Annotated in this window: 13 protein-coding genes; 5 read left to right on the top strand and 8 right to left on the bottom strand. The window is 75.4% G+C overall.

Annotation, left to right across the window (positions count from 1 at the left end; genetic code table 11):
* Positions 1-559: 559 nt before the first annotated feature.
* Entirely contained in the window at positions 560-1,870 is a 1,311-nt protein-coding gene (locus ABRQ22_RS11500) for a serpin family protein (protein WP_353706825.1), read from the bottom strand.
* Positions 1,871-1,891: 21 nt separating this feature from the next.
* Positions 1,892-3,202 (bottom strand): serpin family protein, encoded by a 1,311-nt coding sequence (locus tag ABRQ22_RS11495; protein ID WP_353706824.1) that lies wholly within the window; start codon positions 3,200-3,202, stop codon positions 1,892-1,894.
* Positions 3,203-3,303: 101 nt separating this feature from the next.
* Between ABRQ22_RS11495 and ABRQ22_RS11490 the strand changes: the two genes are divergently transcribed.
* Positions 3,304-3,474: a hypothetical protein gene (locus tag ABRQ22_RS11490; protein ID WP_353706823.1), complete on the top strand. Its 171-nt coding sequence runs from the start codon at positions 3,304-3,306 to the stop codon at positions 3,472-3,474.
* A gap of 9 nt (positions 3,475-3,483) precedes the next feature.
* On the opposite strand, the gene ABRQ22_RS11485 is transcribed toward ABRQ22_RS11490, so the two are convergent.
* The 3 genes from ABRQ22_RS11485 to ABRQ22_RS11475 are packed head-to-tail and all read right to left on the bottom strand — an operon-like array spanning position 3,484 to position 5,583.
* On the bottom strand, positions 3,484-4,287 hold the full coding sequence (locus ABRQ22_RS11485; RefSeq protein WP_353706822.1) for a ferredoxin reductase: 804 nt from the start codon (positions 4,285-4,287) through the stop codon (positions 3,484-3,486).
* A gap of 9 nt (positions 4,288-4,296) precedes the next feature.
* Positions 4,297-4,896 carry a molybdopterin-dependent oxidoreductase gene (locus tag ABRQ22_RS11480; RefSeq protein WP_253054793.1) on the bottom strand — a complete coding sequence of 200 codons (600 nt, stop codon included), beginning with the start codon at positions 4,894-4,896 and terminating at the stop codon, positions 4,297-4,299.
* 39 nt (positions 4,897-4,935) lie between these two features.
* Positions 4,936-5,583: a TetR/AcrR family transcriptional regulator gene (locus ABRQ22_RS11475; protein ID WP_353706821.1), complete on the bottom strand. Its 648-nt coding sequence runs from the start codon at positions 5,581-5,583 to the stop codon at positions 4,936-4,938.
* 158 nt (positions 5,584-5,741) lie between these two features.
* Here ABRQ22_RS11475 and ABRQ22_RS11470 point away from each other — a divergent pair, with 158 nt between their 5' ends.
* Together ABRQ22_RS11470 and ABRQ22_RS11465 are read left to right on the top strand one after the other, a co-directional pair.
* The gene (locus ABRQ22_RS11470) at positions 5,742-7,046 is read left to right on the top strand and encodes a glycosyltransferase (RefSeq protein WP_353706820.1); all 1,305 of its coding nucleotides are present in this window, start codon (positions 5,742-5,744) and stop codon (positions 7,044-7,046) included.
* 20 nt (positions 7,047-7,066) lie between these two features.
* Positions 7,067-7,609: a DapH/DapD/GlmU-related protein gene (locus tag ABRQ22_RS11465; RefSeq protein ID WP_253054787.1), complete on the top strand. Its 543-nt coding sequence runs from the start codon at positions 7,067-7,069 to the stop codon at positions 7,607-7,609.
* A 127-nt stretch (positions 7,610-7,736) separates the two neighbouring features.
* Here ABRQ22_RS11465 and ABRQ22_RS11460 read toward each other — a convergent pair whose 3' ends face one another.
* Together ABRQ22_RS11460 and ABRQ22_RS11455 are read right to left on the bottom strand one after the other, a co-directional pair.
* Positions 7,737-9,179, bottom strand: a complete 1,443-nt coding sequence (locus ABRQ22_RS11460; protein ID WP_353706819.1) for an L-serine ammonia-lyase — start codon at positions 9,177-9,179, stop codon at positions 7,737-7,739.
* A gap of 153 nt (positions 9,180-9,332) precedes the next feature.
* Positions 9,333-9,968, bottom strand: a complete 636-nt coding sequence (locus ABRQ22_RS11455) for a DNA-3-methyladenine glycosylase I (protein ID WP_353706818.1) — start codon at positions 9,966-9,968, stop codon at positions 9,333-9,335.
* Between the two features lie 221 nt (positions 9,969-10,189).
* Between ABRQ22_RS11455 and ABRQ22_RS11450 the strand changes: the two genes are divergently transcribed.
* Both ABRQ22_RS11450 and ABRQ22_RS11445 read left to right on the top strand, forming a co-directional pair.
* On the top strand, positions 10,190-11,746 hold the full coding sequence (locus ABRQ22_RS11450; RefSeq protein ID WP_353706817.1) for an ATP-binding protein: 1,557 nt from the start codon (positions 10,190-10,192) through the stop codon (positions 11,744-11,746).
* Positions 11,747-11,766: 20 nt separating this feature from the next.
* Positions 11,767-13,476 (top strand): tetratricopeptide repeat protein, encoded by a 1,710-nt coding sequence (locus ABRQ22_RS11445; protein ID WP_353706816.1) that lies wholly within the window; start codon positions 11,767-11,769, stop codon positions 13,474-13,476.
* Positions 13,477-13,528: 52 nt separating this feature from the next.
* Here the strand turns inward: ABRQ22_RS11445 and ABRQ22_RS11440 are convergent, their stop codons facing one another.
* Positions 13,529-14,404 (bottom strand): TetR/AcrR family transcriptional regulator, encoded by an 876-nt coding sequence (locus tag ABRQ22_RS11440; protein WP_353706815.1) that lies wholly within the window; start codon positions 14,402-14,404, stop codon positions 13,529-13,531.
* Positions 14,405-14,489 lie beyond the last annotated feature (85 nt).

The raw sequence follows: 14,489 nt of genomic DNA, 5'->3' as shown, positions 1-14,489 counted from the left end.
AATTGCGGACCCGCTGTGCCGCACCGCACAACGGAGTGTTGATTTCTTGCATCAACACGCAAGAACGCTACTGCCGGGTGAAGGACGCGTCAAGAGATGTCGCAAGCACCCGATGCGCCCGGTTCGTCGAGACAGGCCCTGGACCGCTGGCCCCGCGAGGAAGACGAGCCCCGTTCCGCCGAGGTAGAGGCGTGGTCACGCGAGGTAGAGGCGTGGTTCCTGCGCCCGACGGCGCGTGGTCGCCCTGGGTGGTCGGGGTGGGTGGTGGTGCCGCGTCTACCATCCGCGCCGCTCGTTCCTCGCGTCGCTCCCGCCAGGCCCGACCACGACGCGGCACCACCACCCACCCCGACCCGGCTTCGTCTCGCCGTGGTCTTCGCTCGCCTGGGCGGACTGCCTGCGGTGCGGGTCCGTCCGCGCCGCGTCGTCCGCGTGGACCGTCGCGCTGTTCCCGAGGGTCCGCCTCGGACGACCCGCCCACCTCGGGCGGCGACCCGAGCGCCGTCGGGCATGGTGACCACGGGTCTACCTCGGCGGACCGGAGGGCTCGCCGGGGGAGTCAGTGGCGGGGGTCGCGGATCGCGGCGGTGAACAGCGGCCAGCCCGTCTCGGTGTGGGAGACCGAGAAGAGATAGGGCCGGTCGACGCGGAAAGTGAGCGGGACGACCTCGACCTCGGACGACATCGCCTGCGCGCCGAGCTCCGTCACGGCCGCCGCGACCGTGCCCTCGGCGTCGACCTGGAGCATCGCCTGCTGCTTCGCCTGCGACACGTACAGGTCCTCGTCGCTGATGCCGCCGAGGTCCGGTGGGTCGACGCGGTCGAACAGCCCGCCCAGACCGGCGGCGGCGAGCGCGGGGCGCAGGTCCGTCGCGCGCTCGACGGGGATGTCGAGGGTCGGCATCGTCAGCGCCACCCGCTGCGGTGCCGCGGAGTCGAGGGCCTCGCGCAGCGCAGCCGTGCGTGTCGGCGTGATCGTCGCGGGGTCGGTCCCCTCCGGAGGCAGGACGACGTCCGCGTGGAACCCGTCGACGTAGGGGAGGCGCAGCCCGCGCCAGCCGTCGTGCTCCGCGTACGCCCACGACTCGGTGAGCGACAGCGACTCGACGTCCACCCCCTCACCGGTCGGGAGCACGAAGGGCGAGGGCCGGGTCTCGCCCTCGTCGAACGGTGCTTCCCACCGCGCGGCGAAGAGCGCGGCGTTCTGGAGCACGAGGCGGAGGTCTGTGTCCGGTTCGATCGCGCTCTTCTCGATCAGCCCGCCCGTGTGGAACCGGACCCAGGCGCTCAGCGGGGCGATGCCCGACGCCGTCCCGAGGTCCGTGTGCAGGACCCCTGCGCCGTACCCGGTCGCGAGCGCCTCGAGGTAGGTGTCGTGGACCTGGGCCTGGTCGTCGAGCACGACCTGGTTCGCGACGTGCACGAGCGGGGTCTTCGGCAGCTCGTCCTTCTGCACGAGGGCGGGGTCGCCGTCATAGGTCTGGAGCGCGGCGAGCAGGGCGTTGACGGCGTCGGTCCGGTCCTGGCCGCTCGCGCCGAGCGCGGCGTCGAGCGAGGCGGCGGTCTCGCCGCGTGCGCCCTCCGCGAGCATGGACAGCGCGACGACGGCGCTCGCCGGCGACACGACGACGTTGCCCTCGCGCGGGGCCGCGTCGAGCATCGTCAGGCCGAGCTCCTCGGTCGCGCCGACCACGTCGGGCGTGGCGTCCGCCTCGGAGACCGCCACGACGTGCCGTGCCGCATCGGACGTCGCGAGGGGCAGGTCCGGTCCGGCCGGGACACCGGTCGCGCACGCGGCGACCAGCCCGACGACGGCTGCCGCCGCTGCGACTGCCGCGCCGGTCCGGACTCTGCTCGTCTGCGGAGCCATGGTGCTCTCGCCGTCCTCTCGTCAGTGGCGGGGGTCGCGGATCGCGGCGGTGAAGAGCGGCCACCCGGTGCCCGTGTGCGACACGGAGAACACGTACGGCCGGTCGACGCGCAGCTCGACGACGTCCTCGACCATGGGCGCGGACTCGACGCCGCCGACGACCTCGGTCACCGCCGCCGCGACGGTGCCGTCCTCGTCCACGCGCAGCACGGCCTGCTGCCACGCCTGCGTCACCCTGAGGCCGGGCTCGTCGCTGATGCCGGTCAGGTCCGGCTCGTCCAGCAGGCCGCCGAGCCCGGCCGAGGTGAGCGCGGGCGCCAGGTCGAGCGGTGCCGCGGCGTCGACGTCGAGCGTCGGGAGGGTGAGCGCGACGCTGCGGCGCCGTGCGGAGTCGAGCGCTTCACGCAGGGCGGCGCTCGTCTCGGGCGCGAGCGTCGCCGGGTCGACGCCGTCCGGTGGGAGAACGACGTCGGCGTGGAAGCCCTCGGTGTACGGGAGCCGGACGGCCTGCCACCCGTCCACCTCGGCGTACCGCCAGTCGTGCTCCTGGTGCATCGCCTCGGCGTCTACCTCGGTCCCGTCCGCGAGGACGAACGAGTCCGGACGGGTCGCCTGCTCCTCGAACGGCGACGACCAGCGCGCCGCGAGCAGCGCCGCGTTCTGCAGCGCGAGACGCGAGTCGGCGTCGGGCTCGACTGCGGACTCCTCGATCAGCCCGCCCGTGTGGTGCCGGACCCACCGGTCCAGCGGCTCGAGGCCCGCCTTCGAGCCGAGGTCGGCCTCGAGCACGCCCGCGTCGTACCCGGCGGCCAGCGCCTCGAGGTAGGTGTCGTGGACCTGTGCCTGGTCGTCGAGCACGACCTGGTTCGCGACGTGCACGAGCGGGGTCTTCGGGAGCTCGTCCTTCTGCACGAGGGCGGGGTCGCCGTCGTAGGTCTGGAGCGCGGCGAGCAGGGCGTTGACGGCGTCGGTCCGGTCCTGGCCGGTCGCGCCGAGCGCGGCGTCGAGCGACGCGGCGGTCTCGCCGCGGGCTCCTTCCGCGAGCATCGAGAGAGCGACGACGGCGCTCGCCGGCGACACGACGACGTTGCCCTCGCGCGGGGCCGCGTCGAGCATCGTCAGGCCGAGCCGCTCGGTCGCCTCGACGACGGGGGTCGTCGCCGGGGCGTCGGCGACGGTCACGACACGGCGCTCTACGTCCGCGGTCGTCACCGTGAGCGGCTCGCCCGCCGCCGTCGCGCACGCCCCGAGCACCAGGGTCGCGACGGTCGCGACCGCGAGCAGAGCGGCCGCGCGCCGCCTGCCAGGTCGACGTCTCGTCCGGGTACTCATACCGCCCCCTGTCGTGGAACTGCCGTGGCGCACGCGCGCCACGCTCACGACCTGACTATGTCGCACCGCGGGCCGGGCTTGCGCGCCGCTAGGGTCCGCCCATGGGAATCGGGCCGATCTATCCCCTGCTGATGCTGCTCTACGTCGCCGTGCTCGCGACGGTCGCCGTGCTGGTGATCTGGGCGCTGATCCTCACGATCCGGCTGCTGCGCAGCGTGCTCGCGGAGCGCGAGGCGCGCGCCCGGGGCGGCTGGACGCCGCCGCCGGCGTAGTCGCGCCCGTCAGTCCCCGGCGGGCCCGAAGCGCTCGGTCTTGACGCGCGCCGGGTCGTGGCTCAGCGAGACGAGCTGGCGGGCGACGGCCTCGACGAACCCCGTCGGCCCGCACACGAAGCACGCGGGCTCGATCTCGGCGGGCCAGCCCCACGCCGCGAGATCGCGTCGTTCGAGGCGACCCGGCCCGCGCATCGATCCCAGCGGCACCGAGCGCGTGTAGACGACCTGGACGTCGAGCCCGTCGTGCGCGGCGGCGAGCCGGTCGAGGTCCGCGGTGTACAGCCGGTCCTCGGGGCGGCGGACCGAGTACACGAGCCGGAACGGGGTCCGGTCGCCCGCGTCGCGGCGCGTGCGGAGCATCGCCATGAGGGGAACGAGGCCCGACCCGCCCGCGGCGAGGAGGACGGGCGTCCCGCCGTCGCGCTCGGGGGACCAGACGAACCAGCCGCCGACCGGCCCGCGCAGCTCGATCGCGTCGCCCACCGCGAACACGTCGGTGAGGTAGGTCGAGACCTCCCCGCCGGGGACGCGCTGCACGGTGACCTCGACGCGCGCGGGGGAGCCGTCGTCGGGCACCGACGCGCGCGTCGCCGTGCTGCCGATCGAGTAGCTGCGCTCGGCGGTGTAGCCGTCGGGCGCGGTGAGGCGCAGGTCGACGTGCTGACCGGCCAGGTGCCCGGGCCAGGCGGGGACCTCGAGGACGAGCGTCCGCGCGGACGGGCTCTCGGCCCACGCGTCGACGAGCGTCGCGACCTGCCAGCCCGACGGCGTCGCGTAGCGGGCGCCGAGGCGGACCGGCGCCTCGGTCATCGTGAGACCTCAATCACCTTGGTACCTCTGCTCGCGCCACGGGTCGCCGAGGTCGTGGTAGCCGAGGCGCTCCCAGAAGCCCTGCCGGTCCATAGGCATGAGCGTGATGCTGTTGACCCACTTGGCCGACTTCCAGAAGTACAGGTGCGGCACGAGCAGCCGCGCCGGGCCGCCGTGCACGGGGTGCAGCGGGGCGCCGTCGAACGTGTGCACGACCCACGCCTTGCCGCCCAGCAGCTCCGCGACGGGGAGGTTCGTCGTGTACCCGCCGTAGCAGCCGATCATCGCGAAGTCGGCGGTCGACTCGACGTCGGCGAGGAGCGTGTCGAGCGAGACGCCGCGCCACGACGTGCCGAACTTCGACCAGCGGGTGACGCAGTGGATGTCGACCGTCGGCTCGTCCTGGGGGAGCGCCATGAGGTCCGACCACGACCACGCGCGCGTCGCGCCGGTCTCGGTCGTGACGTCGAGCCGCCAGGTCGCGGTGTCGACGCGCGGTGTGGGCCCCGCCGAGAGCACGGGGAACCCGGTCTCGACGTACTGGCCCGGCGGGAGCGCCACGCCCTGCGGGCGCGGCCGGCCGTGGAAGCCGGGGGTGAGCGTGCTCATGGCACACCGTAGGCGCGGTGCCCGACGGCGCGCCAGGGCTCAGGCGTCGGCGTCGTCCTCCGGGGGCGCCGCGACGAGGCGCACCACGCCGTCGCAGAGCCAGGCGCGGTACCGCTCGCCCGACCAGCCGGCGCCCGCGACGAAGTGCGTCCAGCCCTCGGGTGCGAGGAGGTAGGACAGCGACTCGGCCGCCTCGTCCCGCGGTGCCCGGGGGCGGAACCCGTGCGCGGCGAGCACGTCGATGCTCGCGCGCAGGTCCGCGCGGCGGCGTTCGAGGAGAGCGTCGAGCTCCGCGGCGACGGCGTCGTCGGAGCGCGCCGCCGAGGTGAAGGCGGACCACAGGCCGGCGACGCGCTCGTTCGCCGCGGCGACGAGCGCGACGAGGCCGTCGAGGAACTCCTCGGGGTCGGTCGTGCCGGCCACCGTGCGTCCCTCGGGCCGCTCGCCCAGGGACTCCTGGCCCTCCGACCCGGCGAACGTGAGCTCGAACGCGGCGAGCAGCAGGGCGCGCTTGGGGCCGTGCGCCTTCACCGTCTCGAGCGAGACGCCTGCGCGCGCGGCGACGCGCGCGAGCGTCGTGCGCTCGTAGCCGTGCTCGGTCAGCTCGTGCGCGGCGGCGCGCACCACCCGTTCGCGCGTGCGCGCGGCCTGCTCGGTGCGGAGGTCGGACGTGTAGGCACGAGGCACCACTATTGACTACCCCTCGAAGGTGATGAATACTCCTGACGGTTGATCGATCTTCTCACACGCCGTCTCCCCACCGGCGTCCCCCGCGCAGACGGCCCGGTCCTGCGCCTTCCCGTCCGACCGGCGCGACGCGCGCCGCCACGAGAGAGGCCCCACCGATGGCCACCGTCCTGCTCTGCTCCACCCCGGTGCACGCCCACGTCACCCCGCTGCTCGCCGTCACCCGGGCGCTCGTCGCCCGCGGGCACGACGTCCGGTTCCTCACCGGCGCCCGGTTCGCTGCCGCCGTCGAGGCCGCCGGCGCCGAGCACGTCCCGCTCCCGGCCGTGGCCGACTTCGACGACCGCGACCTCGCCGCCGCGTTCCCCGGCCGCGCGGGACGCACCGGGCTCGACGCGATCCGGCACGACATGCTCGAGATCTTCGTGGCGCCCGGCGCGGCGCAGCACCGGGCGGTGCTCGCGGCCCTCGCCGAGCGCCCGGCGGACGTCGTGCTCGTCGAGCCCCTGTTCCTCGGCGCGATGCCGCTCGTCTCGGTGCCCGCCGACCGTCGACCACCGGTGCTCGCGCTCGGGATCTTCCCGCTCGGGCTGAAGAGCGACCACACCGCGCCGTTCGGCCTCGGGGTGCTGCCCGCGCGGGGCCCCCTCGGCGTCCTGCGCAACCGGGCCCTCCACGCCGTCGTCGAGCGGGTCGCGTTCGCCGCCCCGCAGCGCGCGGCACAGGACATGGTCCGGGCGGCGGGCGGGGAGCCGAGCGGCACGTTCTTCCTCGGCTGGCCTGCCGACGCCGACGCCGTCGTGCAGCTCACCGTCCCCGGGCTCGAGTACCCGCGGCCCGACGTCGTGACCCCGGTCCGGTTCGTCGGCCCGCCGCGCCCGGCGCCGGGCAACGGTGACCTCCCCGCGTGGTGGGGCGACCTCGACACCCGCCGGCCGGTCGTGCACGTCACGCAGGGGACCGTCGCGAACGAGGACCCGACCCAGCTCCTCGTCCCCACGCTGCGCGCGCTCGCGGGGGAGGACGTGCTGGTCGTCGCGGCGACCGGCGGACGGCCCGTCGGGTCGCTCGGGCCGCTCCCGGCGAACACGCGCGCGGCCGAGTACCTCCCGTACGACGCGCTGCTCCCGCGCACCTCGGTCCTCGTCACGAACGGCGGCTACGGCGGGGTGCACCACGCGCTGCGGCACGGCGTCCCCGTGGTCGTCGCGGGCAAGACCGAGGACAAGGCGGAGGTCGCCGCACGCGTCGCGTGGACCGGCGCCGGCGTGCGGCTGCGGACGAGCACCCCGCGCCCCGGCCAGGTCCGGCGCGCGGTGCGGCGACTGCTCGACGACCCGTCGTACGCCCGCGCGAGCCAGCGCCTCGGCGGGCACATCGCCGCCTCGCCGGGCGAGGCCGGCGTGGCCGACGTCGTCGAGGAGGTCGTCGCCGCCCGCGAGGCGTCGCGCGCCGCCCGCTGACCCGGAGGCAGGATCGGGGGATGCCCAGCGACCTGCTCATGCGCATCCACGGTCCCGAGTTCCGCGCCATGTCCGAGAGGGTGCTGCGGGCCACCGAGCTCACCTCCCGGCTCAACGTCCTGCCGTTCGACGACGAGGACGGTCGGGCGCGGCTGCTCGCGCAGATCCTCGGCCGCCCGCTGCCCCCGAGCGTGACGATCTACCCACCGTTCTTCACCGACCACGGGCTGAACCTCGACCTGGGGGAGCGGGTCTTCGTCAACCAGAACTGCACGTTCCTCGACTACGCCGGCATCCGGCTGGCCGACCGCGTCATGGTCGCGCCGAAGGTCACGTTCGTCACCGTCGGGCACCCGGTCGACACCGACGACCGCAAGGTCTGGCTCACCGGCGGTCCGATCGACGTGCACGAGAACGTGTGGATCGGCGCCGGGGCGACGATCCTGCCCGGCGTGACCATCGGCCGCGACGCCGTGGTCGCCGCCGGTGCGGTCGTGGCCGACGACGTCCCGCCGCGCAGCCTGGTGACCGGCACCAAGGCGTCCGTGCGCCGCACCTGGTGAGCGGCGCTCCGGCTCAGCACTCGGGCTGTCGGTCGTGCTGAAGCCTTTGCTTGCTTCGCTGCGCTCCGGCTCAGCACTCGGCCTGGTGGTCGTGCTGAAGCCTTTGCTTGCTTCGCTGCGCTCCGGCTCAGCACTCGATGACGTTGACGGCGAGGCCCCCCGTCGAGGTCTCCTTGTACTTGGTCGACATGTCGACGCCGGTCTGGCGCATCGTCTCGATGACGGTGTCGAGCGAGACGACGTGCGAGCCGTCGCCCTGGAGGGCGAGGCGCGCCGCGGAGACGGCGGTGCACGCGGCGATGGCGTTGCGCTCGATGCACGGGACCTGGACGAGCCCGCCGACGGGGTCGCACGTGAGCCCGAGGTTGTGCTCCATCGCGATCTCGGCCGCGTTCTCCACCTGGGCGGGCGTGCCGCCGAGGACGGCGCAGATCGCTCCCGCCGCCATGGAGCACGCCGAGCCGACCTCGCCCTGGCAGCCCGCCTCCGCGCCGGAGATGGACGCGTTGCGCTTGTAGAGCGCGCCGATCGCGGCGGCGGTGAGGAGGTACGTGCGCATGGCCCGACGCCGGCGCGCGGGGTCCGCGGCGACGTCCGGGTGGGTGCGCAGGAAGTGGCGCCCGACCGCGGGGATGATCCCCGCGGCGCCGTTCGTCGGGGCGGTGACGACGCGGCGCCCGTCGGCGTTCTCCTCGTTGACGGCCATGGCGAACGCCTGGAGCCACTCGATTGTCGTGTCGGCGCCGCGCTCGTCGGCGAGCTCGAGACGTTCGCGCTGCGCCCGTGCCCGACGGCGGACCTGGAGACGACCGGGCAGCACCCCATCGCGCTCGAGACCGGCGTCCACGCACGCGCTCATGGTGTCCCAGATCCGGTCGACGCCCGCCCCGACCTCGGCGGCGGGGCGCAGGGCGGACTCGTTCGCCCACGCGACCGCCGCGATCGAGGTGCGCTCGCGCTCGCACAGCGCGAGGAGCTCGGCGGCGTTGGCGAACGGGAACGGTACGCCCGACGGCTCCGTCCCGGGGTCGATCGCCTCGCCCGCGAGCTCGGCGCCGAGCTGCGCCGCCTCGTTCGCGGCCGCGGACTCGAGCGCGGCGGCGGTGAGCACGAAGCCGCCGCCGACCGAGTAGTACGCCTCCTCCGCGAGCGGAGCCCCGCTCGCGTCGAGCGCGGTGAACCGCATGCCGTTGGGGTGGCCCGGCATCCGGGTCAGCGGCGCGAGGCGCACGTCGGCGCTCGTCATCGTGATGCGGTGCCGGCCCAGCAGCGCGACGGGCGCGCCGTCGCCCAGCTTCTCCCACGAGCCGGGGACGCGCGCCGGGTCGCACGTCTCGGGGTCGAGGCCGAGCAGCCCCGCGACCACGGCGTCCGGCGTGCCGTGGCCCGCTCCCGTCGCCCCGAGCGACCCGCACAGCACGACCCGCAGCCCGGCGACCTCGCCCAGCACGCCGCGGTCGTCCAGCGTCGCGACGAACGCCTTCGCGGCCCGCATCGGCCCGACGGTGTGCGAGCTCGACGGACCCACGCCGACGGAGAAGAGGTCGAGGACGGACACGTACGCGCTCATGAGGCCATCGTCGCACCTCGTCTCACCATGTGGTCGCCGCCAGGGGGCAGGGCCGCGCACGGAGACGCCTGACGGTCCGCTCGCCCTGCCACACCGGAGTCGCGAGCCGTCCGCGGAGGCGACGGCGCGGACCGAGGTGCGGCTCGCCGCCGCTCACGGGCGGCGCAGCACGACGGGGCAGGTCGCGAGGTGGTCGTCCACGAGCCCGCAGGCCTGCATCGCGGCATAGGCCGTCGTCGGCCCGACGAAGCGGAAGCCCAGCTTCTTGAGCGCCTTCGAGAGCGCGGTCGACTCGGGGGTGAGCCCCGGGACGTCGCCCCAGGTCGCGGGGCGCTCGCGACGGGCCGGTGGCGCGAACGACCAGATCAGCTCGTCCAGCGTGCGCCCGCTCTCCTGGAGCGCCAGCAGGGCGCGCGCGTTGTCGATCGTGGCCGTGATCTTCTGCCGGTTGCGGATGATGCGCGCGTCGGCGAGGAGGCGCTCGACGTCGGGCTCGGCGAACGCGGCGACGGCCTCCGGGTCGAACCCCGCGAACACCTCGCGGAAGGCGGGGCGCTTGCGCAGCACGGTGATCCACGACAGGCCGGACTGGAACCCCTCCAGCGCCAGGCGCTCGAACAGCGCCGTGTCCCCGTGGACCGGGACCGCCCACTCGGTGTCGTGGTACTCCTCGTAGAGCGGGTCGCCGTCGCCGAAGCAGCGGGCGCCGGGTCGGGGACCGCCGGGGGCCTCGGCGGGCGCGTCGTCGGGCACCGCGAGGGGTGTCGACGCGGTCGTGTCGGTCGTCATGCGTCCACTCTGCCCGGTCCCGCCGACACGGAGGCGCCCTCCGGTGCGCGCTGTGGACGGGGACCGCGGTGTCCGGGCCTGTGCACGGTCAGGCTCCCGGGGACGGCGCAGGTGGCAGGGTGCCGATGGTCGGCGTCACCGGTCCGGGGCACACTGTTCCCGGCCGGCCGCGCTCACGGGCGCACCGGCGTCGTCGTCCCCGCCCGACCCAAGGAGCACCCATGTCCGACGCCCTGGCCGCGCTCGCCGCCGCGGTGGCGGCCGCGCCGTCGAGCGCCCCGCTGCGCGTCCACTACGCGAGCCTCCTGCTGGCGGCGGGGCGTCCGGTCGAGGCGCTCGAGCAGGCGAGCGCCGCGCTCCGGATCGACCCGGCGGACGGCGAGGCGCTGCGCCTGGTCCAGGACTCGGCCGTCGCCGCGGCGACGGGGAGCGGCCCCGCGGCCGACCGGCCCGCGACGGCCCCCGCTGCACCGCCGGCCCCGGTCACCGGCCTGCACGCGCCGGCGTCCGCCCCCGGCGGCCCCGACGACGGGATCATCACGGGCGTCCCGTCCGACGCGACCGTCCCGCGCGCCCCCGGCGCGCCCGCGACCCCGACCGCGGGGATCCCCGCCGAGCCCGCCCCGTCCACCGGGCCCGGCGCCCCCGCAGCCCCGGGCCCGGCGGCGCCGTCGGGCATCGACTGGGACCGGCTGGAGCACGAGGTGGGCGTCCACGTCCCGGCACCGTTCGTCGAGACACCCGTCGTCGAGGCGCCGCCCGCACAGGTGCCCGCCGCACCGCCCGCCGGCCCGGGCGGCGTGCCCCGCACGGACGACGACGCCGTCCCGCCCGCACCGGGCGACGGGCCGTTCCTCGTCCCCGCGCGCGACGACGCCCCCGACGACGGCTCGGGCCTGCTGGAGGTCTCGCGCGAGACGGTGACGCTCGCGGACGTCGGCGGCCTGGAGCCGGTGAAGCAGCGCATCCGGGAGGCGTTCCTGGAGCCGATGCGCCACCAGGCGATCGCGAAGGCGTTCGGCAAGTCGTTGCGCGGCGGGCTTCTGCTCTACGGGCCTCCCGGGACCGGCAAGACGTACATGGCGCGGGCCGTCGCGGGCGAGCTCGGCGCACGGTTCCTCACCGTGACGCTCGCGGACATCCTCGACAAGTTCATGGGGGAGAGCGAGCAGAACCTCCACGCGCTGTTCCAGCGCGCGCGCCAGCTCGCGCCGGCCGTGCTGTTCCTCGACGAGGTCGACGCGATCGGCGGCAAGCGCGCGCAGTACTCCGGCTCGTCGGGCATGCGGACCGTGGTCAACCAGCTCCTCCAGGAGATGGACGGCATCGGCTCCGACAACGACGGGCTGTTCGTCCTCGGCGCCACGAACCACCCGTGGGACGTCGACACCGCGCTGCTGCGGCCCGGGCGGTTCGACCGCGTCGTGCTCGTGCTGCCGCCCGACGAGCCCGCGCGCGAGGCGATCCTGCGCCACCACCTCGCGGGCCGCCCGGTCGCGGGGATCGACCTGCGCGCGGTCGTGCAGCGCACCGACGGCTTCTCCGGCGCCGACCTCGAGCACCTCGCGGCGACGGCGGCGGAGAAGGCGATGATGGACTCCATCGCGACCGGGCAGGTGCGCCCGATCACCATGGCCGACCTCGACGCGGCGCTCGCGGACGTGCGGCCCTCGACGACGGCGTGGCTCCAGTCCGCGCGCAACGTCGTCACGTTCGCGAACAACGACGGCCGCTACGACGACCTCGCCGCGTACCTGCGCGCGCGGCGCATGCTCTGAGCGCCGGAGGACCCCGGACCGTGAGCACCACGACCGACCCGCGCGCCGTCGCCTCGCGCGCGGAGCTGCTCGTCCAGATGGGGCGGCCCGAGCGTGCGCTCGACGAGGTCGACGACGCGCTCGCGAGCGTGCCCGACGACCCGCGGCTGCTCCTCACCGCCGCCTGGGTGCGGCTGCACCTGCAGCGGTCGGCCGAGGCGCTGCCGCTGCTGGAGCAGGTCGTGGGCGCCCAGCCCACGGCCGACGGCGCGCTCCACCTGCTGTCGATCGCGCGCCAGAACACGGGCGACGTGCCGGGAGCGCGCGACGCCGCGGCGAAGGCGCTCGAGCTCGACCCCGACGACGCGCGGTACCACCTGCAGCTCGCGGACACGCACCTGTCGGGCCGGGTCCGCGGTGCCGACCGGAGGCTCGCGCGCGAGCGCATCGACGCGGCGCTCGCGCTCGCGCCCGAGAACCCCGACCGGCTCGCGCAGGCGGCGCGGCTGTGGTCGCGCCTCGGGGACGACGACCGGGCGCGCGCGCTCGTGCGCCACGGCCTCGGCGTCGCCCCGGAGCACGAGGACCTGCTCTACCTCGACGCGGCGCTCGCCCTCGACACCGGCCGCAGCGCGAAGGGGTACAGCAGCGTCCTCGCGGCGAACCCGGAGCACGCCGAGGCCGGCTACCTGCTGCATCTCAGCGTGTGGCAGCAGGTGCTGCGCCTCGTCGAGATGCCGGTGCTGCTCGTCGGGGCGGTCGCGCTCGTCGTCACGTTCTCGATGAGCGACGCGCACGTCGGCGGCGTGCCGCTCTGGGGGATCGTCGTCCTGCTGTGGACGGCGATCACGGCCCTGCGCGTGCTCCCGGTGCTCCTCCAGGTCCCCCGCGGGCTGCTGCGCCGCACCCTCCGCCAGACGCCGTTGCGCGGCGGGGCGGTCGCGGCGGTCGTCGTGGGCTGGGCGGGCGTGCTCGCGGGGCTCGCGCTGCTGTACGTGGTGCGCGACGCCGTCGTCGTGCGGTGGTTCCTCGTCGCCCTCGGTGCGGTGCTCGCGGTGACGACCGTGACCTCGGCCGTCCTGTACGCGGCCATGGTCACGCAGACGCGCGACCTGGGGTACCTCCCGCCCGGCCCGGTGGGCGCGGCGCGGATCGCCGGGCTGCGCTCGGGTCTGCGCGGCGCCGCGGTGCGCCGCACGGTCGTGACGGGGATCGTCGCGGTCGTCGTCGCGGCGATCGGGCCGGGGGCGCTCGCGCGCGAGGACGCCCGCTCGGTCGCGGCGCTGGCCGCCGTGGCGTTCGTGCTCCCGGTGACGGTCGGCCTGTGGGTCGCGTGGCGTGCGGCGGAGCGGCAGCGCGCGGCGTCGGACGAGCGCCTGCCCGTGAGCGCCGGCGCCGCGGTCCGCGCCGGGCTGGGCGCGGCGGTCCTCCTCGTCACGACGGCGCTCCTCGCCGTCAGCGGCGTCGCGGCCGTCGTCGCGCTGCCCGTCACGCCGAACGCGCACGACGCCGACGGCCGCTACGTCCAGTCGCCGAAGGCCCCGCGCGACCCGGATTCGGAGGTCCAGGAGTGCGGCGGCCGTCCCGTGACCCGGCTCTCCTGCATCCAGGAGAACAACCGCATCCGTCAGGAGGAGCTGCGCGACCGGATGGAGGACGTCGACATCCCGAGCATCGACGTCCCGACGCTCGACCTGCCGGACCTGCCCGACGTCCAGGTGCCCGACGCCCCGGTCCAGCCGACGCCCTGACCGGCTCCGAGCGCCGACTACGGCCCGCTCGCGACCCGGGCACCGTGGGCGGTCAGCCGTGGTCGGCGGCCCTGCGGGCGGTGGCGCGCCGGGCGACGAAGGCCTCGATCCCGTCGAGGAGGATGTCGAGGCCGAAGCCGATGTCGCTCTCCCAGTCGTCGGGCTGCGGTGCGGTCGGCGACCACGAGGCCAGCGCGCCGGTGAGCGCGGGATAGGTCTCGGGATCGACGAGCCGCGTGAGCACGAGCTCGTAGTCGGCGTACGGGTTGGCGGCGGCGACCGCGTCCGTGTCGAGGTCGGACTCGGGGGTGTCGGCGGGCAGGCCCTGGGCGCGGCGCACGGCCTCCGCGGCCGCACGCCGGGTCTCGACCTGGACGCGGCCCTCGCCGAGCACGTGCTGGGCGAGGAGCCCGACGATCTGCAGCTTCTCGTCCACCGTCAGGTCGAGCGGTGCGAGGATCGCGAACGCGCGGTCGATCCAGCGCAGGCGGTTCGGCCCGACCTGCGCCGTCGTCAGCGGTAGGTCGAGGAACCACGGCCGCGCGAGGACGCCCGCGATCTGCGCGCGGGTCCAGGCCTCGAGCCCGGCGCGCCAGTCGCCCTCGTCGTACGGGGGCAGGGTGAGCACGTCCGCCGCGGCGTCGGCCATGAGGACGAGGAGCTCGTCCTTGCTCTCGACGTACCGGTAGAGCGCCATCGGCGTGTAGCCGAGCGCCTCCGCGACGCGCGCCATGGAGACCGCGGGCAGGCCCTCGGCGTCGGCGAGGTCGACGGCGGCCCGCACCACCTGCTCGACCGTCAGCGCGGGCTTGGGGCCGCGCCGCGGGCCGGGTGCGCGACCCCAGAGGCGCGCGATCGCGGGCGGCAGCTCCGTCGTCGGGGCCGACTCGTCGGGCGCGTGCCGCTCGGTGGGTTCGGGCGTGGTCATCTCGTCATCCTCCCGCGGGCCTTGACCGCCCACGAAACCGTGTCTACCGTACACAGAACAGTGGATCGCATAAACAGTTTCTCTC

It is taken from the genome of Cellulosimicrobium sp. ES-005, from assembly GCF_040448685.1.
GTDB classification, from domain to species: domain Bacteria; phylum Actinomycetota; class Actinomycetes; order Actinomycetales; family Cellulomonadaceae; genus Cellulosimicrobium; species Cellulosimicrobium cellulans_G.
Note: the sequence above shows the minus strand (reverse complement) of the source record. Positions and strands in the feature narration are given on the sequence as shown.